Annotated in this window: 21 protein-coding genes; all 21 read right to left on the bottom strand. The window is 37.2% G+C overall.

Annotated elements, in window-relative coordinates:
* Positions 1-80: 80 nt before the first annotated feature.
* The 21 genes from X953_RS10930 to X953_RS11030 all read right to left on the bottom strand — a co-directional run bounded on the left by X953_RS10930 (position 81) and on the right by X953_RS11030 (position 23,078).
* Positions 81-992 (bottom strand): RodZ domain-containing protein, encoded by a 912-nt coding sequence (locus X953_RS10930; RefSeq protein ID WP_040955604.1) that lies wholly within the window; start codon positions 990-992, stop codon positions 81-83.
* Between the two features lie 17 nt (positions 993-1,009).
* Positions 1,010-1,801 (bottom strand): YmfK family protein, encoded by a 792-nt coding sequence (locus X953_RS10935; RefSeq protein ID WP_040955605.1) that lies wholly within the window; start codon positions 1,799-1,801, stop codon positions 1,010-1,012.
* Positions 1,802-1,951: 150 nt separating this feature from the next.
* Positions 1,952-2,206: a DUF3243 domain-containing protein gene (locus X953_RS10940; protein ID WP_040955606.1), complete on the bottom strand. Its 255-nt coding sequence runs from the start codon at positions 2,204-2,206 to the stop codon at positions 1,952-1,954.
* Positions 2,207-2,289: 83 nt separating this feature from the next.
* Positions 2,290-3,006 carry an elongation factor P 5-aminopentanone reductase gene (gene ymfI, locus X953_RS10945; RefSeq protein WP_040955607.1) on the bottom strand — a complete coding sequence of 239 codons (717 nt, stop codon included), beginning with the start codon at positions 3,004-3,006 and terminating at the stop codon, positions 2,290-2,292.
* Positions 3,007-3,015: 9 nt separating this feature from the next.
* Positions 3,016-4,299 carry an EF-P 5-aminopentanol modification-associated protein YfmH gene (gene yfmH / locus X953_RS10950; protein ID WP_040955608.1) on the bottom strand — a complete coding sequence of 428 codons (1,284 nt, stop codon included), beginning with the start codon at positions 4,297-4,299 and terminating at the stop codon, positions 3,016-3,018.
* Positions 4,292-5,596, bottom strand: coding sequence for an EF-P 5-aminopentanol modification-associated protein YfmF (gene yfmF / locus X953_RS10955; protein WP_040955609.1), 1,305 nt, complete (start codon positions 5,594-5,596; stop codon positions 4,292-4,294). The genes yfmH and yfmF overlap by 8 nt, the downstream gene beginning before the upstream one ends.
* Positions 5,597-5,735: 139 nt before the next feature.
* On the bottom strand, positions 5,736-6,689 hold the full coding sequence (locus X953_RS10960; protein ID WP_040955610.1) for an ABC transporter permease: 954 nt from the start codon (positions 6,687-6,689) through the stop codon (positions 5,736-5,738).
* Positions 6,690-7,739 carry an ABC transporter permease gene (locus tag X953_RS10965; RefSeq protein ID WP_040955611.1) on the bottom strand — a complete coding sequence of 350 codons (1,050 nt, stop codon included), beginning with the start codon at positions 7,737-7,739 and terminating at the stop codon, positions 6,690-6,692.
* Positions 7,726-9,267 (bottom strand): ABC transporter ATP-binding protein, encoded by a 1,542-nt coding sequence (locus tag X953_RS10970; protein WP_040955612.1) that lies wholly within the window; start codon positions 9,265-9,267, stop codon positions 7,726-7,728. The genes X953_RS10965 and X953_RS10970 overlap by 14 nt, the downstream gene beginning before the upstream one ends.
* A 211-nt stretch (positions 9,268-9,478) precedes the next feature.
* The gene (locus X953_RS10975) at positions 9,479-10,588 is read right to left on the bottom strand and encodes a BMP family protein (RefSeq protein ID WP_040955613.1); all 1,110 of its coding nucleotides are present in this window, start codon (positions 10,586-10,588) and stop codon (positions 9,479-9,481) included.
* Between the two features lie 118 nt (positions 10,589-10,706).
* Positions 10,707-11,432: a GntR family transcriptional regulator gene (locus X953_RS10980; protein WP_040955614.1), complete on the bottom strand. Its 726-nt coding sequence runs from the start codon at positions 11,430-11,432 to the stop codon at positions 10,707-10,709.
* Positions 11,433-11,934: 502 nt separating this feature from the next.
* Positions 11,935-14,220: a DNA translocase FtsK gene (locus X953_RS10985; RefSeq protein ID WP_040955615.1), complete on the bottom strand. Its 2,286-nt coding sequence runs from the start codon at positions 14,218-14,220 to the stop codon at positions 11,935-11,937.
* 124 nt (positions 14,221-14,344) lie between these two features.
* Positions 14,345-14,545 carry a YlzJ-like family protein gene (locus X953_RS10990; protein WP_040955616.1) on the bottom strand — a complete coding sequence of 67 codons (201 nt, stop codon included), beginning with the start codon at positions 14,543-14,545 and terminating at the stop codon, positions 14,345-14,347.
* Entirely contained in the window at positions 14,542-15,276 is a 735-nt protein-coding gene (locus X953_RS10995) for a ClpP family protease (RefSeq protein ID WP_040955617.1), read from the bottom strand. Before X953_RS10995 ends, X953_RS10990 begins: the two co-directional genes overlap by 4 nt.
* Before the next feature lie 114 nt (positions 15,277-15,390).
* Positions 15,391-16,251: a 4-hydroxy-tetrahydrodipicolinate synthase gene (gene dapA, locus X953_RS11000; protein WP_040955618.1), complete on the bottom strand. Its 861-nt coding sequence runs from the start codon at positions 16,249-16,251 to the stop codon at positions 15,391-15,393.
* Positions 16,252-16,290: 39 nt separating this feature from the next.
* On the bottom strand, positions 16,291-17,511 hold the full coding sequence (gene dapG, locus X953_RS11005; protein WP_040955619.1) for an aspartate kinase: 1,221 nt from the start codon (positions 17,509-17,511) through the stop codon (positions 16,291-16,293).
* Positions 17,512-17,526: 15 nt separating this feature from the next.
* Complete coding sequence (asd, locus tag X953_RS11010) at positions 17,527-18,576, bottom strand: aspartate-semialdehyde dehydrogenase (RefSeq protein WP_040955620.1); 1,050 nt, start codon at positions 18,574-18,576, stop codon at positions 17,527-17,529.
* A gap of 64 nt (positions 18,577-18,640) precedes the next feature.
* A complete protein-coding gene (dpaB, locus tag X953_RS11015) occupies positions 18,641-19,231 on the bottom strand; it encodes a dipicolinate synthase subunit B (RefSeq protein ID WP_040955621.1) in 591 nt (196 codons plus the stop codon).
* A 33-nt stretch (positions 19,232-19,264) separates the two neighbouring features.
* The gene (gene dpaA / locus X953_RS11020; protein WP_040955622.1) at positions 19,265-20,140 is read right to left on the bottom strand and encodes a dipicolinic acid synthetase subunit A; all 876 of its coding nucleotides are present in this window, start codon (positions 20,138-20,140) and stop codon (positions 19,265-19,267) included.
* Positions 20,141-20,394: 254 nt separating this feature from the next.
* Positions 20,395-20,637 (bottom strand): YlmC/YmxH family sporulation protein, encoded by a 243-nt coding sequence (locus tag X953_RS11025; protein WP_040955623.1) that lies wholly within the window; start codon positions 20,635-20,637, stop codon positions 20,395-20,397.
* 1,217 nt (positions 20,638-21,854) lie between these two features.
* On the bottom strand, positions 21,855-23,078 hold the full coding sequence (locus X953_RS11030; RefSeq protein WP_040955624.1) for a pitrilysin family protein: 1,224 nt from the start codon (positions 23,076-23,078) through the stop codon (positions 21,855-21,857).
* Between the last annotated feature and the right edge of the window lie 13 nt (positions 23,079-23,091).

Raw genomic sequence — 23,091 nt, forward strand, 5'->3', positions numbered from 1 at the left:
GTACGATTTCCTCCTAGGCTAACAAAAATAAGGTATAAAACCCTTCCTGTAAAATGGAAGGGTATAAATGGGCATAGTAATTATTCAGATTGCTCTTGCAGGTTTACCCATATCTTCTGCACTACATTTTTATTTGGGTCTACAGGGTAATTTAACTCCACCCCATTTATGTTGATTGTTAAGGCAGATGCGTTTCCAATGTTAAAATATACTTGTTCTGCCTCCGAGGCCTCCAATTCCATAGGTGAGTCCTCGCTTGTTAACATCCCGCTGTAAAGCGACTCATCCTTTTCATTTTTCACGTCCAGCCATGTTTCTCCATCCGCTTCTAATGTAACTGTTGCTTTATCTTCTGCATTTAGTAGATTAAAGGTTGATTTCGTGCCACTGGACTCTTCTTCTACTAGTTGAAGCTCCGGTTGTTTAGCATTTTCTTGTTCTTGTGAATCTTTTGATTGATCATCTTCGCCTTCTTTTGAACTGTCCTCATTTTGTTGTTCATTATTATCTTGATCATCTTGATTATTATCTTCCGGGTTATTAATTATTATTTCGTTTTCATCTTGTTCTTTTGGCGAAGTGGAATTAGAATCCTCCATGGATTGTTTAATCAAAAACCATGCAACAAAGAAGATACCTATAATTAACAACACAACAATTATTGTAGGAATGACAGAAAATACTTTTGAATTTTTATCCTGGTTGTTATCTTTTCTAGTTCGTTGTATTCTGCTGTATTGTATCTCTTCATCATTTTCCGTTTTGGGTATTTCTTCCTTATACTCTTGTAATAATTCAGCTGGATCTATTCCTACAGCATTGGCGTATTCTTTAATAAAAGCCCTGGCATAAAATTTACCAGGTAAAATATGCAAGTTGCCGTCCTCAATAGCTTTCAAATATCTTTTTTGAATTTTTGTAGTTTCCTGTAAGCTATCCAATGACAGTCCTTTTGTTTCTCTAGCTTCCTTAAGCCTTGAACCTACTTCCATAACTAACACCATCCATTTTAAAAATCGAACATAGAAAATCCGCTTTCTTGATTAAACTGCTGGTCTTCAAGCGGCTCGTATGTAATTTTTTCATCTTCATGACTGCGTAATTCAATAATATAATCAAAATCTTCTATATTGTATTCTGTAGATTGAACAAAGATATCAGGGTGTTCCACAACTTTTATAGCTGGCAGTTGCATAACCTCTCTAATTAATTGCCAATGTTGTTCATTTGCACGTCGTTTTGAAACGACTCCATCAATAATATAAATATTATCTGTGTTGTACTCCCCTTCTATCAATTTACTTCGTACTGTTTGCTTTAATAAGGTGCTGGAAACAAATAACCATCTTTTATTTGCACACACACTTGCAGCAACCACCGATTCCGTTTTACCAACTCGAGGCATCCCCCGCAAACCAATTAATTTATGACCCTCTTCTTTATATAATTCTGCCATAAAATCAACTAATATTCCAAGTTCATCACGAACAAAACGAATTGTTTTACGATCGTCCACATCTCTATGGATGTATTTTCCATGCCTGACAGCTAACTTATCCCGCAGTTTAGGTTTTCGGAGTTTTGTAACAATTATGGTATCCATCGTATCCAAAATTAGTTTTAACCTTTTTATATTTTCATCATACTGAGATAGGAGCAGCATTCCTCTTCTTTGATTTTCCACACCGTTTATTGTAATAATATTTATGGAAAGCATTCCCAATAAAGAGGAAATATCACCAAGTAAACCAGGACGGTTCACTTGAATCTCATATTCAAAATACCATTCCGTTTTTTCCATGAGTAGTCTCCTTCTGTTTCCATAATAATACAAGATTAATATAAGTCTATCATAAATGATTTTTGGCTGGGTGAAAAGTAATTATCTTTACAAAATATAAAAACAATAAAAAGCTGCAGGTTATTATTCTGCAGCTTTTTATAACGGTGCTTATTTGCCATTATTTTGTACTAATTTAACCATTGTGTTGGCAATTGCTTGTTGTTCTTGTTCTGATGCCGCATTCCAAAGTTCACGAAGTACAGCTTCCTCATTATTTTTAGCGTCAACACTTTGTGCAAGATAGTCTCCAACCTCATGTGCAACGTTCTGAATCGTCTCCTCACTCATGCCTTGCTGCTTCGCTTGATCTAATTTATTGGCCAAAAAACCTTTCCATGATTCAAAGTTATCAAGAACTGACATATATATATGCCTCCTTCAGTTTTTTTACATGTATAGTATTTGAGTATCTTATTTGTTTATACATGCTTCCTGAAGAAATTTAATTACCATCCACCAGTAATATTAATAACTTCGCCTTGAATGTAAGATGAACGGCTATCCATTAGAAAACTTACGACATGAGCAACCTCATCGGGATGTCCTGCCCGATTCATTGGTATATCTTCTGTTATTACTTTTTTTTCATCTTCCAGAAAGTGACCATTCATTTTAGTATCGATATATCCTGGGCTTATTGCGTTGACCGAAATACCCGATGGAGCAACTTCTTTTGCCAGGGCCCTTACAAAGCTATTTTGAGAGCCCTTAACTGAAGAATATAGCACTTCATTACTTGCGCCTTGTTCGGCCCAAATAGAAGTAATAAAAATGATATTACCGGTTTTGCGACGTATCATATCAGGTAATAGTTCCTTTGTAATTACCCAGGGTGATTTCACATGCAATGCAAGCATTTCATCCATCAGTGCTTCCGTTGCGTGCTGGAAAACACCAAAAGAAGTTTTGCCACTGGCAAATACGATATGGTCTACTGGAAAAACCAGTTGTTGCAAGAAACGTTTCAACTCGATGGAAGAAGTTAAATCTGCCTGAATTAATTGTAATATGGCTTCACTGCTTAAATCTTTAATATAGTGACCCAAAGCCTCTTTGTTTTTATTATAATGAAGTATCAGTTTATAGCCATCTTGAGCCAACCTTTTCGAGATCGCTATACCAATATCACCACTTGCTCCAATAATTAATACATTATTCCCCATATCATTAACTTATTTAGCTGAAATAGTACAAACAGCTATTCTTTCTTCAGAAATCCACTGATGAAGGAATTGAGTTGCTTCTTCAAGAGTGAGTTTTTGTATTGCAGGGATAATTTCAAAAAAGTCAATACCTAGCATGTGATATTGAGTATATTGGTTGGCAATAAACTCTAAGGAGTTCATCTGTCTCAGTAATTGACCAATTTTTTTCTTTTTCATACGCTCGAATTCATTAGCTGAAAGTTGAATACGATTAGTCGATAATAGTTGTTTCTTTACTTTAGCCGCAAACTTTTCCGGCTCTGCAGAATTACTGCCGATTAATGTGTAGCCGAAATTCTTTTCTAAATTCGTTTCAAAATAAAAACTATCATCAATTAAATTTTGGTCATATAATTCCTGATAAAAAGGGCCACTCTTTGAAAAGTAATGACTAAGTAGCATATTTTGTAATAAATCCTTTTGTAAGTAGTCATTGCCGGAAAGCTCACGAACAGATTCCTTAATACCAACCGTACACTTTGGTATGGATACAGGCATATTTATGTGAGTTTCTTTTTGGGCTACATGCTCTGGCTCGTCTGGAAACTCCCTTAAAATATCATTATTTTTTTCAAATTGCTTCGATTCCTGATTTTCTTTAATGAGAGACATCATTTCTCCGGCTTCAAAGTTACCCGCCAAAAATAAGGTCATGTTTTCCGGATGATAAAACGTGTGATAACACATGTATAAATCATCTTTCGTAATAGAATGGATCGACTCAACCGTTCCAGCTATATCAATGTTCACGGGGTGGTTTTTAAACATGCTTTTTATAGTTCCCATAAAAGATTGCCAATCAGGTTGATCATCATACATTTTAATTTCTTGAGCAATAATTCCTTTTTCTTTTTCCACCGATTTCTCAGAGAAGTATGGATCCTGTACAAAGTCAATCAATGTTTGTACGTTCTTTTCAATATGATTGGTAGCGGAAAATAAGTAAGCAGTCTTTGTAAATGAGGTATAAGCATTCGGAGATGCTCCTTGCTTTCCGAAATCGGCAAATACATCTCGATCCTCTTTCTCAAAGAGCTTATGTTCGAGGAAATGTGCAACTCCTTCAGGGACAGTGACCTTTTTCTCTTCACCGATAGGTACAAATGTCTGATCTATCGACCCATAATTTGTTGTAAAAAGACCATATGTTTTCGCCATTTCTTTTTTTGGTAATAAGAGTACAGTTAATCCATTGGCAAGTTTCTCTGAATAAATAGTCTCTTCTATATGTGAATACTTATTGCTATTCATCGGAAGAATCCCCCTTTGTTGTTAATAAATATAACGTATCTTCTTCCAGCTTCTTTGCTACTTGGATTACATCCTCTTTCGTTACTTTATTTATATTATCGATAAGTTTATTTGGAGGTAAGATCCAATCAGATAATACTTGCTGATATAATAATTCGATCAAACCTTGGGGATGATCCATTGTTTCTAGTAGTTGATTTGTTATCAATTCCTTTATCTGCTTCATATCCTCTTCAGAGAAATCTCCATTCTTCATTGCAACAACTTGAAGTCTAATAATGTCGCGCGCTTTTTCATAATCCTCTGGCGCAATCCCACTGAATACTAATAATAATCCTTTTTGGCTCTCCATCCTGGAGGCAGCATAATATGCAAGACTGTTTTTTTCTCTTACATTGATAAACAATTTAGAACTGGGAAATCCACCAAATATGCCATTAAATACATGTAAAGCAAAATAGTCGTCATCCTGGAAGGTTACATTTGTTCGATATCCAATATGAAGCTTGGCTTGTTGAAGTTGTTGCTTTTCAATTATTTCTTTCGGCTTTATTATTTGCTTTTTAGTCTGTTGAGAAGATTGTCCTGTTGGCACATTGCTGTCTTTATCTGCTAATTCCTTATGAAGCATCGGAGAAAGAAAGTCGCTAATGTATGCTTCATCATAATCTCCCTGAATATATATATCAATCTGATCTTCCATTAACATTTTTTTATAATAGTTGTATAAATTAGTGCTATCTATTTCGGGTAGATCTTCTTCATAACCATGGACGTGTAAACGGTAAGCTTCATTTTCACACATTTCCTCAATCAGCCTTGTATTTGCATAAGCCATTTTATCATCTTGTACAGATTGGATTTTTTTTAACAAAGTATCTTTTTCTCTTCGTACAACGGCATGGTCAAAAGAACCTTCTACTGTCCTCGGATGAAAAAGAAGCTCATTCAATAAAGCAATCCCTTCCTCTGTAATACTGGAAGCATCAGGCACAAACTTTTCATTTGCAAGTTCTAACCTGAGACTTAAAATATGACTCTCTCCTTTTTTACCTCCATCAACAGATAGGCTTGCACCGTACAGATCAGCAAGTTTCTTTTGCAATTCCTGTTTGGTTGCATAGTTTTCTGTTCCTTGCTGCAAAATATAAGGAAGGAGGGCTCTTTTCGTAATTGTTTCTCGATCTAGTTTGCCTTTTATTTTAACAACAATTGTTAATGTCTTATATTTCTTTGTTTTAATAAAGTGTAGGTTAAAACCTTTTTCATTTTTGACACTTTCAGTAAATCCCAGCATTCTATAACCTCCAGTAAATGTCTAAATATACCCTTTAGCTTACTTTTCTTATTCTGCACATATCTTCCAATTATAATCCATTATAAAACAAAAAAAACTGACTTGCTATAAATACATAGTAAGTCAGTAAGAAATCATATTATCTGCTTCCTTTAATATATGGTTCTCCGTTCGCACGTGGAGCTTCCGCTCGCCCTATAAAGCCGGCTAAAGCAAGAATTGTAAGTACATACGGTGCAATTAACAAGAACACCTGAGGAACATCCTGCAATACAGGAATTCCGCCACTTACTACACTCAAACTTTGTGCTAAACCAAAGAAAAGTGCAGCGCCCATCGCGCCCAAAGGATGCCATTTCCCAAATATCACCGCTGCAAGTGCCATAAAGCCCTGTCCGACAATAGTCGAGTGAGAAAAGTTAGAAACAATGGTTAGAGCAAATACGGATCCACCCAAACCACCTAATGCACCGGAAAGAAGAACAGCAATATACCTCATACGATACACATTAATACCATTTGTATCTGCAGCCATTGGATGCTCACCAACAGCACGAAGTCTCAAACCAAATGGAGTGCGATATAATACATACCACGCTATGAAAGCAAAAATAATAGCGATATAAGATGTGACATATATTCCTTGGAAGAAAATAGGTCCGATAATTGGAATATCTGCCAGTACAGGGATATTTGTTCTAAAGAACGGTTCTGAAACCATATCTGTCTGCCCTTTACCATACCATTGTTTTGTTAAGTAAACTCCAATTCCCAAAGCTAACATGTTGATTGCTACACCACTTACTACCTGATTAGCTCTAAACGATACGGAAGCTACTGCATGAATAATAGAAAATATGGCCCCAATTACAGTAGCAACGATAATGGAGACCCATGGAGTCCACGATCCAAAAATATCAGCAAAGGTTAGGTTAAAAACAATCCCTACAAAAGCACCCATAACCATTAGCCCTTCCAAGCCTATATTAACAACACCGGAACGTTCACTAAATACTCCGCCTAATGCTGTGAAAATTAATGGAGCTGAAAAGAATAACACTGTCGGGATCAGTGATTGTAAAATATCAATCATTTATTTCCCCTCCTTTTGAAAGCGAAGTAAGAACCAGCGAATTATATAGCTAGATGCAACAAAGAAAATAATTAATGCGATTATAATGTCAACTAATTCAGTAGGAACACCAGCACTCGTTGGCATTTGACCGGCTCCTTCCTTAAGAACCCCAAAGAGAATTGCTGCTAGAACAACACCTAAAGCATTGTTGGACCCAAGTAACGCAACAGCTATTCCGTCAAACCCAAGATTTGTAAAACCAGACATAACAGAAATCGTGCCATACGTACCTACACCTTCCATCGCTCCTGCGAGCCCGGCAAATGCTCCTGATATCACCATTGATAGGATAATATTCTTACTTACATTCATTCCTGCATATCTAGAGGCGTGTTGATTAAAACCTACCGCCTTCAGTTCATATCCGATTGTAGTACGTTGAACAATAAACCACATAATTACTGCAGCAAACAATGCTACAAGAATTCCATAGTGCATCCTTGAGAAAAACGTCAATGTCTGTAACCATTCCGAAGCTAAAGAAGCTGTTGCCGGTATGGCTTCTGTTGTTGTTTTTTGCTCAGTTAACACATTACGAATAATTTCGTTCGTAATAAATAGAGCAATATAGTTCATCATAATTGTTACAATCACTTCATGAACTCCTAATTTTGCTTTTAATAAACCTGGAACAAATCCCCAAAGAGCACCAGCAAGCATGGCAACAATTAATACAAGAGGCAAATGCACAATCATTGGCGCATCCACTGCTAAGCCGACCCATACAGCAGCAAGCCAGCCTACAATTACCTGTCCCTCGGCACCTATGTTAAATAATCCGGATCGGAAGGCAAACGCAACAGCCAACCCGGTTAAAATTAGTGGAGTAATTCTTCTGACTGTTTCCCCCATTGTAAATGCATCACCAAACGCGCCGTTCCACAAAGCTGCATAACCTTCAATTGGATTATAGCCAGAGACCAGCATAATAATTGCACCAGCAAGTAGTCCAAGAAGTACTGAAATTATTGGAACTAAGATTCCAAATAGCCTATTATTCTGAGTCATTATGCTCACCTGCCTCACTTAGTTGACTACCTGCCATTAAAAGACCTAATTGTTGTTCATTCGTTGCCTCCGGCGTAACATTAGCAACAATTTTCCCATCAAACATAACAGCAATACGATCACTGACATCCATAATCTCATCCAATTCAAAAGATACGAGTAGGATTGCCTTTCCCTTGTCCCGCTCTTCAATCAGCTTTTTGTGAATAAATTCAATCGCGCCTACATCCAGTCCCCTGGTAGGCTGAGCAGCTATTAATAAATCAGGTGACCGATCTACTTCTCTTCCAATGATAGCTTTTTGCTGATTCCCTCCAGAAAGCGCACGAGCAAGGGTGGAAGCGCTTGGGGTTCGCACATCATATTCTTGAATTAATTTTTCAGCTTTATCATACACTTCTTTAAAATTGAGAACAGTAGCTTTGGAGTACGGTTTCTTATAGTAGGTTTGTAGTACAATATTTTCAGCAACTGGGTAATCCAAGACCAATCCATATTTATGGCGATCCTGAGGTATATGACCAAGGCCACTTTCCGTAACTTTTCTTGGGTTCAGGTTTGTAATATCCTTATTATTTAACTTTATAGTCCCTGAATTTGACTTTTTCAAACCGGTGATCGCCTCAATCAATTCAGATTGTCCATTTCCATCAACCCCAGCTATTCCGACTATCTCTCCTGCTTTCACCTCGAGATTTAAGCCTTTTACCAAGTCTATTTTTCTAGTATCCTTAACAAAAAGGTCCTTTATTTCTAGGACTGTTTGGCCTGGTTCAGCTTTCTGTTTCTCTGTATGGAAACTTACTTCCCTACCCACCATAAGTGATGCCAGTTCATTTGTGGTAGTATTTTTAATATCTACTGTACCAATACCCTTCCCTTTGCGGATAACTGTACATCGATCACATACCTCCATAATTTCTTTCAATTTATGGGTGATTAAAATAATTGATTTACCTTCTTTAATTAACGATCGCATTATTTCAATTAACTCATTGATTTCCTGGGGGGTAAGCACAGCTGTTGGCTCATCAAAGATTAGAACCTCTGCCCCTCTGTACAATGTTTTAAGAATTTCCACCCGTTGTTGCATCCCTACGGAAATATCACTAATTTTGGCGGTTGGATCGACCTTCAATCCATAACGATCTGATAATTCCTGAATCTCTCGCTCTGCCTTTTTAATATCTATTTTTCCGGATTTAGTAGTTGGTTCACTGCCCAAAATAATATTTTGAGTAACAGTAAAAGGTTCTACTAACATAAAATGCTGATGCACCATTCCTATCCCATAATCATTTGCTATATTAGGATTAGTGATGTCGACTTTCTTCCCTCTAACACGAATCTCACCTTTTTCAGGTTGGTATAACCCAAACAAAACATTCATTAAAGTAGATTTTCCAGCCCCATTTTCTCCTAATAAGGCATGGATTTCACCTTCTTTCAGTTGAACAGTAATATTGTCATTTGCTACAATACCTGGAAACTCTTTGCGTATATTTAACATTTCTATTACATAATCCATTTATACTCCCCCCTCATAAACCCATTCATAACATCTGTCCTTTTTGCACTATTTAATTATTCACTAAAATTACCAAGTGAAAAGAACAATTTTCAATTATTCTCTTCAGTTGAAAATTTAGTTAGAAAAGAATGGAAAGGCTGGTCTGCCCAGCCTTCCTTCTTTACACATAATAGATGTCATAAACCTAACTTTCTCTATTAATCTATTATTATAGTGAATCAATAAATCCTTTTAATTCTTCATGTGTTTGAGGTACTTCCACTTCACCGTTTAGAATTTTCTCTTTCCATTCATTTACAGAATCAACGATTTCTTGTGTCATTGCATCCTCATTTGTTGTTGCAACATTAATTGCATCTTCTTCTAGACCGAATTCAAGTTTTTCTCCACCTGGGAATTCACCGTTCATTGCTTGTTCAGTAACATTTTTAACTGCAACGTCTACACGTTTAACCATTGATGTAAGTGTTACATTATGATCACCGATTTGTCCTTCTTCATGCTGGTCACGGTCTACACCGATTACCCAAATTTTGCGTTCAGGATCATTTTGCTTAATATCTTTGGCTTCATTAAATACACCGTTTCCAGTTCCGCCGGAAGCATGATAGATAATATCAATTCCATTGTTGTACATATTTGAAGCAATAATCTTCCCCTTTGCAGGATCACCAAATGACTCAGCATATTCTACTTCAACTTCAATATCAGGGTTTACAGATTTAGCTCCTGCAATAAATCCTGATTCGAATTTATTAATTAATGGAGAATCTACGCCACCAACAAATCCCAATTTATTTGATTCTGTTTTTTGAGCAGCTGCCACGCCGACAAGGAATGAACCAATATGTTCTTTAAAAGTGATACTTACTGCATTATCAGCTTCTATTGTGTCATCTACCAAGGCAAAATGTGTCTCAGGATATTGTTCAGCAACTTTTTGTAAGTCTTCTTTCAGTTCAAAACCAATACCAAAAATCAAATCATATTCATCTCTGATTAAGCGATTAAGGTTTGGAATGTAGTCTGCTTTTTCATTTGATTGAGCATAGTCAAAGCCATTACCTTTTTCAAGGCCGTTTTCTTTTCCCCACTCTTTCAATCCTTCCCATGCAGATTGGTTAAAGGATTTATCATCCACACCGCCAATATCTGTTACCATCGCTGCACTGAAGTCTTCATTTGCAGCTTCTTTTGAAGAACCGCTATCTCCACCACTTTCTTTTTCTTCCTTATCGGAACCGCTTCCACAAGCAGCAAGAACCATAGTCAGTCCAAGCAATAATGCAAATAATAAAATAAATTTACGATCTTTCATTTTCTAACCCCCATTATTAATGTTTTGTGACGAAAATAATTACTCGTGAACCGCTTATTACGTTGGCCATCACCTCCCGAAATATATGAAAACCTTTTCATTAGTGTCCTAGAAAGTGCTAGGTTCTTTTTCTCAAAACATGAAAACTAAAGTAGTCAGGTCTAAAGTAATTGGCTGAATATAACACAGGTTCATCTTCATTCGTGTAATGCATTTGTTTTAACAACAACAAAGATTGCTCCGGTTCACAATTCAAAATATCATAAATTCGATCATGATACCCAATTGGTTCTATATAAGTAACAGCATAGGCGATTCGTTTCCCAGCATATTCTTCCATTAATTGAAATAATGAATCTTCTTTATGTACTCTGTCTAATGGAATTAAATGTTCAGGGACTTTATCAATACAAAATACTACTGGTTTATTATCAGCAGTACGCACTCTTTCGATTTTTGCAAGCGTTTCTATCTGTTTTGGATGAAATTTTTCACGTTCCTCTTCAGTTGGGCTCACAAATTCGGTTGTTAGGTATTGAGACCCAGCACTCTTACCTGATTGTTCAATCATATATGTAACACTATTTAATTGTTCAATTCCTGAAGAGAATATTGGTTTAGGGTTAACAAAAGTACCAACACCATGTCTTCTAGTAACAATATTATCTTCCTCCATAATTCGCAATGCCTCGCGTAAAGTAGCACGTGACACTCCTAGAAGCTTGGACAGTTGGAATTCAGAAGGAAGCTTCTCTTTTTCCTTATATTTTCCACTTTCAATATCTCGTTTTATTTGATCGATTACTTGCAAGTATAAGTGACGTGAATCCATCTTTATTGACATAAAATCCCCCCTTTTCCCAACTTGTTTACCAGACATCTGACTTCTGACGTTCGACTCTTTGTCTTTCATAAATATATCATTATTATAAAAATAAATAAATAGCTATAGGACATTTTCCTCAAAAACTTTTGTACAAATTCCGAATTTTTCTATGAGTAGGGGGAAAACAGTAGTGATAACGTGCTAAAAAAAGTGAAAAAAGTATATTAAAGAGGTACAAATTTCATCGCTAAGTAAAATGGATCACATCTTAGGCAATGTTAGACCCACAGTTCGCAGTCCAAACTTGTTTTTAAAAGAATTATTATAATTAGTACACGTGGTATACTACCATAAAACATGACTTACTTCTTTCATTCACAAGAAAAAACCGAACCAGCATTCTGTATAAACATGAATCAGTTCGGTTTTTCATAATTAAAATTGTTCAGTTGTCCGATATTCGCTGAGATCTTTATTATCTATGAACAATAGAAAGATGGAGATTAAACTGTTCTTTGTTCTAGGATGTTTGTTCTTCCGTTGCCTGACTCACCAGAACAGTTCTTGGTTTACTACCTTCATAAGGGCCTACAATTCCTCTGTCTTCCATCGCATCTATTAATCTTGCAGCCCTCGTATAGCCTACACGAAAACGCCTCTGTAACATAGATACACTAGCACTTTGCATCTCTGTTACTAGCTGAACTGCTTCCTCATATAATTCATCATCTACTTCTTCTTTTACTTCGTTATTTTCTTCTGGGATCATTTCCTCTTGGTATGAAGCTTTTTGTTGATCAATACAATGATCAACGATCCGTTCTACTTCCTCATCAGATAAGAATGCTCCTTGGACCCTGACTGGCTTAGAAGCACCAACAGGCATAAACAACATGTCCCCTCTTCCTAATAGTTTCTCCGCACCTCCTGAATCCAGTATTGTACGTGAATCCGTTTGGGAAGATACACTAAACGCTATCCTGGAAGGAATGTTTGCCTTAATGACGCCTGTAATAACATCAACGGAAGGGCGCTGTGTTGCTATAATAAGATGGATGCCCGCAGCACGTGCCATTTGTGCCAATCTGGTAATGGCATCCTCTACGTCATTGGATGCAACCATCATCAGATCAGCCAATTCATCTACTAATACGACAATATAAGGAAGATTTGGTTGTTCTTCTTCTGCCGACTGATTATATTTACGGATATATTCATTATATCCTTCGATATTACGTGTACCTGTGTCAGAGAATAATTCATACCTTCTTTCCATCTCGGAAACAACCTTTTTCAAAGCTCTTGAGGCTTTTTTCGGATCAGTTACTACAGGTGCTAAGAGATGCGGAATTCCGTTGTAAACATTTAGTTCCACTTTCTTTGGGTCTATCATCATCATTTTTACCTCATGTGGTTTGGTACGCATCAATATTGTGGTAATAATCCCATTAACACAGACACTTTTACCACTGCCTGTTGCTCCTGCAATTAATAAATGGGGCATCTTATTTAGTTCTGCCACAATAGCCTCTCCCGAAATATCTCTTCCCAAAGCAAATAATAATTTTGATTTTAGATTACTCATTGAATTATCAAGTACTTCCCGTAAAGATACCATAGCTATTTCTTGATTTGGAACTTCAATACCTACAGCTGATTTCCCGGGAATAGGAGCCTCTATACGTATATCCTTAGCTGCCAGAGCTAAGGCAAGATCATCATGTAGACTGACAATTTTACTTACCTTCACGCCTGCTTCGGGGTATATTTCATATTTGGTAACTGCAGGGCCTACATTTACTTTAGTTACACGAGCCTTCACCCCAAAACTTTGAAACGTTTTCTCCAGTTTCTTTACAGTGGCCTGGATTTGCGACTTTTCATTTTGCTGAGAATTATGTGAAGGCTCTGCCAATAATGTAGGAGAGGGCAACACATATTCATAGTTTTCCACTTCCGTCATTGGTAAATGTTCGATTGGGTCTTCTTTCGCTGAGTCTTCTGATTCGTTCGATGTGACTTGCTCATTTTCTTGTTTTGGCGGCATTTCCCTTTCAGGCTCATGATAAGAATATGCCGTATCCGTAAAATCCTGAATGACAGGCTCTTCTTTTTCTTCATATTTGTTGTCAACGCCTGCTTTTTCACTTTCTTGTTTTGTTTTCTTTATCTCTCTTTTTTCTACCATTCTCTCTTTTCGCCTGTTACGAATATTAGATAATGTAGAAGAAAGTCTTTTAAGTAATTTAGAAGAAAAATCACCCACAGAAAATTCGGTCATATAGATTATACCAATAATGATTGAAAATGAAGCCACGATTTTTGCGCCTACCAGGGAGAATAGATAGTAACTAAACATAAACAGAATAGCACCAACCATACCGCCCCCCAAAGCTGCAGCATTACCTTCTCCATTTATAAATGCTATAAAATGCTCCCAAGTCATCCCTAAAATAGATACATTTTCATTAACTAACAATCTATCAAAAGCTTGAATATGAGTCATCAATAAAATACCAGTAAATAAAATATAAAAACCGATAAGTTTTTTGTTGAAAAAATCAGGATACCTTCTTTTAATTACTAGAAGTAATCCTGTTATCATAAGAAATAATGATGCTACAAAGTACCATATACCAAGAAAGAATCTGAAAAAATATTCCAACCCACCTGGTATCGCTCCATCACTGATTGCACTGGCACCGCTACCGAATATTGCCAAGAATATAAAAAGTAGTCCAAGTAATTCCAGTTTTAGTTGTTTTTTTATTTTATTGTTCTTCTTCTTACGTCTTTTTTTTGCCAATCTTTCTCACCTCTTTAAACAAGAACTTTCACGAAGTTGTAAACCCTTGCCAGATATGACAAGGGTTTCTATATATAATCTAATTATATCATAAATAGAAAGTATAAATTGATTATATAGGTATTTAAGGTAGAATTCTTCCAGGTGTATATTTATCATTAAGAAAGTCCTGCGGGTCCGTCGATAATAATTGTACCAGTTGATATTCTCCATCTGCTGTCTTATTTACACAAATAGTTCTTCCTTCATAGGAGATATATTCTCTATTTGTATTTTCTTCTTCCGGAAAAATCTCTTCTTGCGTTAAAGGTGTATATAATATCATTGAATCACCTGATTTCCGGTTTCATTACTCTGTCCAATCATTTCATTTAGCTTAACCATAGCTTCTTTTACGCCGCCGACATCATCAATCAACCCGTATTCTACTGCGTCTGCACCGACCACATTTGTACCAATATCTCTTGTTAAGTTACCCTTAGCAAACATCAAATCTTTAAATTTTTCTTCCTTAATATTTGAATGATTGATAACAAAATTAATTACTCTTTCCTGCATTTTATCCAAATACTCAAAAGTTTGTGGTACGCCAATTACTAATCCAGTAAGTCTCACCGGGTGAATTGTCATCGTAGCTGTAGGGACTATAAAAGAATAATCTGTTGCTACAGCGATTGGTACTCCAATCGAGTGACCACCTCCAAGAACAATGGATACGGTCGGTTTAGATATAGAAGCAATCATTTCAGCTAGCGCCAATCCTGCTTCGACATCGCCACCTACTGTATTTAGTAAAATAATCATACCCTCTATTTTCGGATTTTGCTCAATTGCAATTAATTGAGGTAACAAATGCTCATACTTCGTTGTTTTATTTTGAGGCGGAAGCTGTATATGCCCTTCTACCTGTCCAATAATCGATAATACATGGATATTGGAATCTGGGGCCGCGGGAATGTTAGATTGTCCCAGCTGTTGGATTTTTTGCACGATAGAGGAAGAGTTTGTTTGCTGTTCTTGATTTTGATCTTCCTTTTTTTCAGTTTCTTTATTCATTAATATGCCACACTCCTTCATTGGGTCTCTTGCCATAGTATGAGCAAATCTGAAGAGGTACATGCATAATAAAAAACCGACTACTCAAGTCGGTTTTTTCGCCTTTACTTTTAACTACAGATAGTTTTGCAATCTTTCTTCATCTTCCTTTGAAAGTTCGGTTAAAGGAAGTCTAACATTTCCCGTATCTATTCCTTTCAAACGTAAAGCAGCTTTAACCGGGGCAGGTGAGGGGGCCATAAACATTGCTTTCATGGTTGGAAGGAGTTTCCGATGAATAGATGCTGCATTTTCTATACTTCCATTGTGAAGCTGAGCTGCCATTTCTTGCATTTCCTTTCCTGCCACATGGGATACAACAGAGACTACTCCTACGGCTCCGAGAGACAGCAGAGGAAGTGTCATACTATCCTCTCCACTATAAAAACTGAAATCATCTCCTGTTTTCTCAATAACGGTTGCAGCTAGTTCCATATCACCGGTTGCATCTTTAATAGAAACAATCCCTGGAACTCTACTTAATTGAACGATTGTATCGGCAGTCATTTTAACAACTGATCGGCCAGGAATATTATAGAGCATGATTGGCAAATCCGTTTCTTTAGCTATTGCAGAGAAATGTTCGATCATCCCTTGCTGACTCGGTTTGTTATAGTAGGGTGTCACAAGCATAATGGCATCCACTCCACATGCTTCAGCTTCTTTTGTTAGTGAAATGGATGATGCCGTATTATTGCTTCCTGTACCAGCAATAACTGGAATGCGCTTGTTGGCCACTTTTACTACATGTTTAAATAAACCAATTTTTTCCGCTGAAGTTAGTGTTGGTGATTCACCTGTCGTTCCAGCAATTACCAAACCATCTGTACCGTGTTCAATTAAATATTCAATTAGTTTCGTGGTTTGGTCATAATCTACTTCACCACGAGTGTTAAATGGTGTTACCATTGCTGTTAAAACACGACCAAAATTCATTCTCTATCACCTTTCTTTAATTAAGAAACTTGATATACATTAATTCCTATTTCCCAAATCAAAGACTTCATGTAAGGCATTGACAGCAATCTTTAGATCTTTGTTGTGCACAAGCACCCAGATTGTTGTATGACTGTCAGCAGATTGGAGTATTTGAACATTCGCATCCGTTAAAGATTGAACTATTTTTGAAGCAACCCCTGGAACTCCGGTCATACCCGCTCCAACAGCAGAAACTTTAGCACAATTTGCAGTAGTTTCCGGCTGGAAGCCTAATGTCTCTAAGATTCGCACTGCCTTTTCTGCAAACATATCTGCAACGGTATAAATTACTCCAGTTGGTGATATGTTAATAAAATCAACAGAAATTCCTGCCTCCGCCATTGCTTTGAACACATCTGACTGAAGACGAAACCCATCCTCTTTGGAATGCACGCGAATTTGAGTGATTGATGAAATATGAGCAATTCCTGTAATCAGTCGTTCAGAAACATCCGTTCCTCTATCAAGTACTCTTGAGGAAGTTACCAACGTCCCATTTTCTTCGGAATAAGTTGATCTTACCCTCATCGGTATCTTTGCTTGCATAGCGATCTCCACTGCTCTTGGGTGAACTACCTTTGCACCTTGGTATGCTAAATTGCATATTTCTGTATATGTCACTACATCAATAGGTCTTGCTGATTCAACAACCCGGGGATCAGCGGTCATTATTCCGTTAACGTCCGTGAAAATTTCTATACGTTCCGCCGCTAATGTAGCCCCCAAGGCAGCTGCAGTAGTATCACTACCGCCTCTGCCTATTGTAGTAATTTCACCTGAACTTGTTTGTCCCTGAAAACCAGCAACCACCACAACATCATGGGTTTCCAAGTCAGTCCCAACCCGTGTAGGGTCAACTTCAATTATTTTAGCTTGATTATAATCTTCTGTCGTAATAAAACCTGCTTGAGCTCCTGTTAATGCTGTAGCTGCGACATGATTTTTCTGTAGTTCATTAGATAGAACCACAGAAGAAATTACCTCTCCACAGGAAAGTAATAAATCAATTTCCCTGTTGGAATTATAGTTCGCAGGAAAGTCAACCAGATCCAGCAATGTGTCTGTTGCATAAGGATCTGGTTTTCTGCCCAGTGCAGATACAACAACCACTACTTTAAACCCTTCGACTAATGCATCTTTAATATGCCTAATTACATGTTCCCTGTTCTCCTCTGACTGAACAGAAGTTCCACCAAATTTTTGAACTACAACCTGCATCATAAAACACCTCTATTATTTTAACCAGTTATTCTTAATTAATGTTTCTGCAATTTGTACTGTATTTAAGGCAGCGCCCTTCATCAAATTATCGGATACAACCCAAAGATGAAAGCCTCGGTCATTATCCAGATCTTTTCTAACACGTCCTACAAATACTTCTTCTTTCTCTGCTGCACTTAATGGGGTCGGATATGTTTGATTAGTAGGGTCATCCTCTAATACTACACCTTCCGCATTTTTTAATTCATTCCATAGGTCTGCAACCTTAACATCGTCTTTAGCCAGCTCAATATATACACTTTCAGCATGGGAAGTAAAGAACGGAAGTCGAACACATGTCGCAGCAACAGACAGATCAGACTGATGCAAAATCTTTTTAGTTTCATTTATCATTTTCATTTCTTCAAAGGTATAACCATTTTCCTGAAATACATCAATTTGCGGAAGTGCGTTGAAAGCAATTGGATAATGCTTCTTATCCCCTTTAACAGGTAGAATCTCGGCTTCCATTGTACCATTTTCAAAAAAGTCTTTTGATTGTTTCTCCAATTCTTTATTTGCTTGTGCACCTGCACCTGATACGGCCTGATAGGTTGATACGATTACTCGTTCTATTCCGAAAGCATTTTGAATTGGCTTTAATGCTGCTACCATTTGAATAGTTGAACAGTTCGGATTGGCTATAATTCCTTCATGCTTTTTCAGATCTTCCTTATTTACTTCAGGCACCACAAGAGGCACATTTTCATCCATTCGGAAAGCACTCGTATTATCTATTACTACTGCACCGTGTTTCACAGCTTCAGGAGCAAGTTGTTTGGATATAGATCCACCTGCTGAAAATAATGCGATATCAATATCTTTAAAACTGTCAGGAGTAGCTTCCTCTACGGTTACACTTTCCCCTTTAAATATCATTTGCTTTCCAGCTGAACGCTTTGAGGATAATAGTTTTAGTTGTTTTACCGGAAAATCCTTTTCTTCTAGTAAGCGCATAATTTTTTTTCCTACTGCGCCTGTCGCTCCTAATATTGCTACATTGTATAATTCTTTTTGTAACATCCTCGGTTCTCCCTTCCATTCTCCTTTATATAAAATTACTTCTAATTTTTAATTCTATCATAGTTTAATCATGATGAGGAACAATAACTGGTTGAAGTTGTTTAAATTGAAGTGCAGATTCTACTGTTTCACTTAATAAGTCCATTTTAGCTACAAGGGAGTTAGGCTTTTTATATGGATCATCTTGCCCGTAAGGTATAAAATAAATAAACTTACTTGCCATCAATCGCATTAGGTTAACACCATTTAACCCTAAAGCGTCATTGGTGGATATTCCTAAAACGACTGGACTTTGATTTCGCATCGTGGCTTTTGCAGCCATGAGCACAGGAGAATCTGTTAGGGCATTCGCCATTTTACTAAGTGAATTCCCTGTTAATGGGGCTATAACCATACAATCAAGTGGGTATTTCGGACCAAGCGGCTCAGCTTCCTGCATTGTTGTGATTACAGACTTGCCTGTAATCTTTTCGATTTTGTCAATATGATCTTCTGCATTACCGAATTTAGTATCTGTAGACCTTACCGTATACGTAACAATTGGTACAACCTCTGCTTTTTGCTCCATTAACCTCTCTAATTGAGGAAAAACTTGATCATAGGTACAATGAGACCCAGTAAAACCGAATCCAATACGCTTACCTTCCAGACTCATACTATATCCCCTCTCCTTTCATTTCTAAACCTTCTAATTGCTTAATATAAACTGTTTAATAACATCTGCCAGTATTTTACCGGCTGTTTTCGGAGCTACCATGCCTGGTAAGCTTGGTGATAGAATAGCCTTAATGCCCCGCTGCTCAGCATAATCGAAGTCTGTTCCTCCAGGTTTGGAAGCTAAATCAATTATCAAGGCATTAGAAGGAAGTTGTTGGATGGATTGCTTTCCCACCACTGGTGCTGGAATAGTATTAATGATTAAATCACATAAAGCTGTATTATTAGGTAATTCCTCTAATGGAATTGGATTTAACCCCATCTCATCAATCCTCGCTAGATCCTTTATGCTACTTGCACTTACCGAAACTTTCGCTCCCAATGCTGAAAATTTGTTAGCCACTGTATGACCCACTCTTCCAAACCCGACTACAATAACACGTGAAGAATGAATCGTATAATCAGTATGTTCAATTGCCATCATAATTGTTCCTTCTGCAGTTGGAATTGAATTATATATTGCTACATCATCCCTGTTCAATAAAGCTTCTAAGTGGACGTTTGCACTTACCGTGGCTTCCTTCAGATAGTCATTAGCTATTCCTGTAAACACCAAGCATGAGCTTTTTAATTTTTTAAACCATTGTTTTTCTAAACGAATTTTTTTATCCGAAAAAACAGTATCAACATTTCCCTCCATATCGGTTCCTGTAATTGGTAAAATAACAGTATCCAATTTGGAAGGTTCTATATCATTAAATTCAATTTGCTGTGATCCTGTGAATCCTTGTGCTAATTTATCAAAACCTACAAGGAAAATGGTTGTTTCGGTTAGAGTCTGCAGTTGACGAATTAATTCTAAATAACGTGCATCCCCACCTATAACTGCAATCTGTCTTTGCCCCATTTATATAAACACCCTCCAAACTTTGTGCTTCTGAATTAACTTCTTTATAGCTTATGTGCGTTCGTTATGTTAGTGATTCGCATAGTAAAATTTCCAATAAAAAAGGCTGATACCCCTTAGAGTAATCAGCCTATATAATAGTTAATTTGCTTCATCTTCCAAATACTTTCTATTTGAGACAATCGATTCGTACCGAGGAAATGAGAATAGCTTTCTGTGATCAATGACGACAGGTATTTCAACCTTTTCAAAATTCATCTTATCTTGTCTGGATCAATAATGATCATGTCATCCCCTATTTTCCTTATCGAATCCCAGCGTATCCTTGTTTCCTCACCTTCTTTTTTTAGACCAAACCATTTGTAATTAGGAATAATAAAAGATTCAATTTGTCCGGTCCTTTCGTTGATTTCCATATCCGTCTGCCCCAAAATACCCAACCTTGCTCCTTGGTTTACATCAACTATCTCTTTCCCGCTTATTTCTTTATAACGCATGAAAGATCCACCTCCTCCTTGTCCTTTAATATATATGCAAAAAAAGCATTTCAAATGTTGATTAGAGATCTTCTCTTTCACAGTTCAGCTTTTCTTAAGGTTTGAAATATGAAGGTGTAATTGGTTTCAACCAAAACATCTTATCTTCTGAAGAACAGGGGTACCCCAAATAGTTGAAGTTAATTCGCCGTAACGAGAATTAATCAGCAGTAGAACATTTTTATTGGCATAGACAGCGCCTCCTGTCATGACATCCTGCATGTTTGACACTCTTTTACCAATTAGGGTTAAAAGAAAAAAGTGGGGCGGTTAACGTATTCTTAGTAAATAGTTTTTATTTCAAATGTTGAGGCTCAAAAGTTACTTCGTACATTCACAGTTGGTGGAAACTGCGACCTAACTTTGTTGATGAAAAGCTCAGTGAAATATTTGAGGGAAATTGCCCCATTGATTTTCGTTGCATGCGGACGCTTTCACACCTCCGGGTACAAGCGCGACATCTGTTCGTAACCTCACAGTGTCTTCTTTGCCGCCCGGCATGACTTCAGCCGCTTCCTCCGCTACGCTCCGTTTAGTGTCTTCAGCTCATGCTATTCCGGCAGAAGTCGCGGGCCAACAGGACGTTGGTCATGCAATCGTTGCCACAAATGTTTTCGATGGGACGAGTTAGCGCAGTCCCAGGACGTGGCGTTCTTAGATTGCCGCACTCCACTCCAATCAATTCTTACACAGCATATTTCGGGTGTATGCTAACGCATTTTTTCAGTAGATACTAGCGAAGGGGAAATATGGAGACTCCTCGAAAATGAAAATACACATTTTCTTCGTGCGATGCCTTGCTGACGAAGCTTTCCTTGTCCTGCGGGAGGAGAGGCCTCGATGAGACCCCGGAACGCGGTATAGGGGCTGGAAGGCTAAAGTCGCGACGTCCTGGGGCTGCGCATACTCGCCCCATCAAAACCCATTGTCGCAACGCCTTCATGACCAACATCGTGTTGGCACGAGGTTCATCAGCCGCCCGCGGAAAGCGGAATATTTCCCCGTAGCGGTGATTTACGCAGCCTCTATATTCTTAGTTAGTTCGGAGTTTATCTATTTTGCGAATCATTGAATGACCCCAGTAATTTAAAAACAGTAAATAAAAATCCGAACTGATTCATCTTAATTATAAATCTTAGTTCGGATTTCTTCTTAATTTATTTAGTTATATCCCGATTTTATTTTAATGCTTCGGGAGCAATGAGTGCAGAAGATGGTGATTGGCTAAAAATCATGTCAATTACCTTTTTAACGGAGCGATGATCCACAGCATCAATTTCCTTAATCATCTCATCAAGTGTTCGATGGCGCTGTAATATTAACTCGTTTTTACCATTTCTGCTCATACGACTATTTGTACTTTCTAAGCTAAGCACCAAATTTCCTTTGAGTTGCTCTTTGCTATTGGTCAACTCTTTATCTGTCAAACCTTGATCAGCAAATTGTTTAATTGCATTATTTATGGTTTCTTCCAGTAATGGCAACTGTTCCTTCCCAGTTCCTGCATAAATAGTCAATAAGCCATTATCCAAAAATGAGGAGTGATAAGAGAATACAGAGTAAGCAAGCCCCTTCTTTTCCCGTACTTCTTGAAATAAGCGGGAACTCATGCTACCACCCAGTACATTATTCATTATAATTAAACTATAAATATCCTCATGTCCAACATCCAGGCCATCATAACCGATACATAGATGTGCCTGTTCTGTATCCTTATGTCTTTTAATTTGTCCATTTTCAAAAGACGGCTTGGAAATTGAATACACATGTTGATCATACGTATAATTACCAAAGTGACTTTCAATTTTTTTAATGAAAGAATCATCCACATTACCTGCTACAGATACAACAACATTTTCAGGTATATAATGTTTCCTAATATAGTCTCTTAATGTATCAGGAACAAATGTTTTAAGCTGTTTTTCTGTTCCTAATATAGGATAGCCAAGCGGATGTTCGCCATATGAAGCACGTGCCAACAGATCATGGATGATATCATCTGGAGTGTCTTCATACATTTTTATTTCTTCATAGACAACTTTCTTTTCTCTTTCCATCTCTTCTTCATCAAATTGTGAGTGGAAGAACATATCTGAAAGTATTTCCAATGCATATTCTTTGTGTGTATCTAATACTTTTGCATAAAAGCAAGTATATTCTTTTGAAGTAAATGCATTAACTTGACCCCCGATAGAATCAAAAGCCTCTGCAATATCTTGAGCAGTTCTAGTCGCTGTTCCTTTGAAAAACATATGCTCCAGGAAATGTGAGATCCCATTATTGGCTTCTACTTCATTTCTTGATCCTGTTAAAACCCAAATACCAATAGTGACGGAACGCACGGAAGGCATAGATTCAGAAACAATTCTTAATCCATTTTTAGCTGTGTGTTTTTCTATCAAAGTGAGTTTCCTC

The sequence above is a fragment of the Virgibacillus sp. SK37 genome (assembly GCF_000725285.1).
GTDB lineage: Bacteria > Bacillota > Bacilli > Bacillales > Amphibacillaceae > Virgibacillus_Q.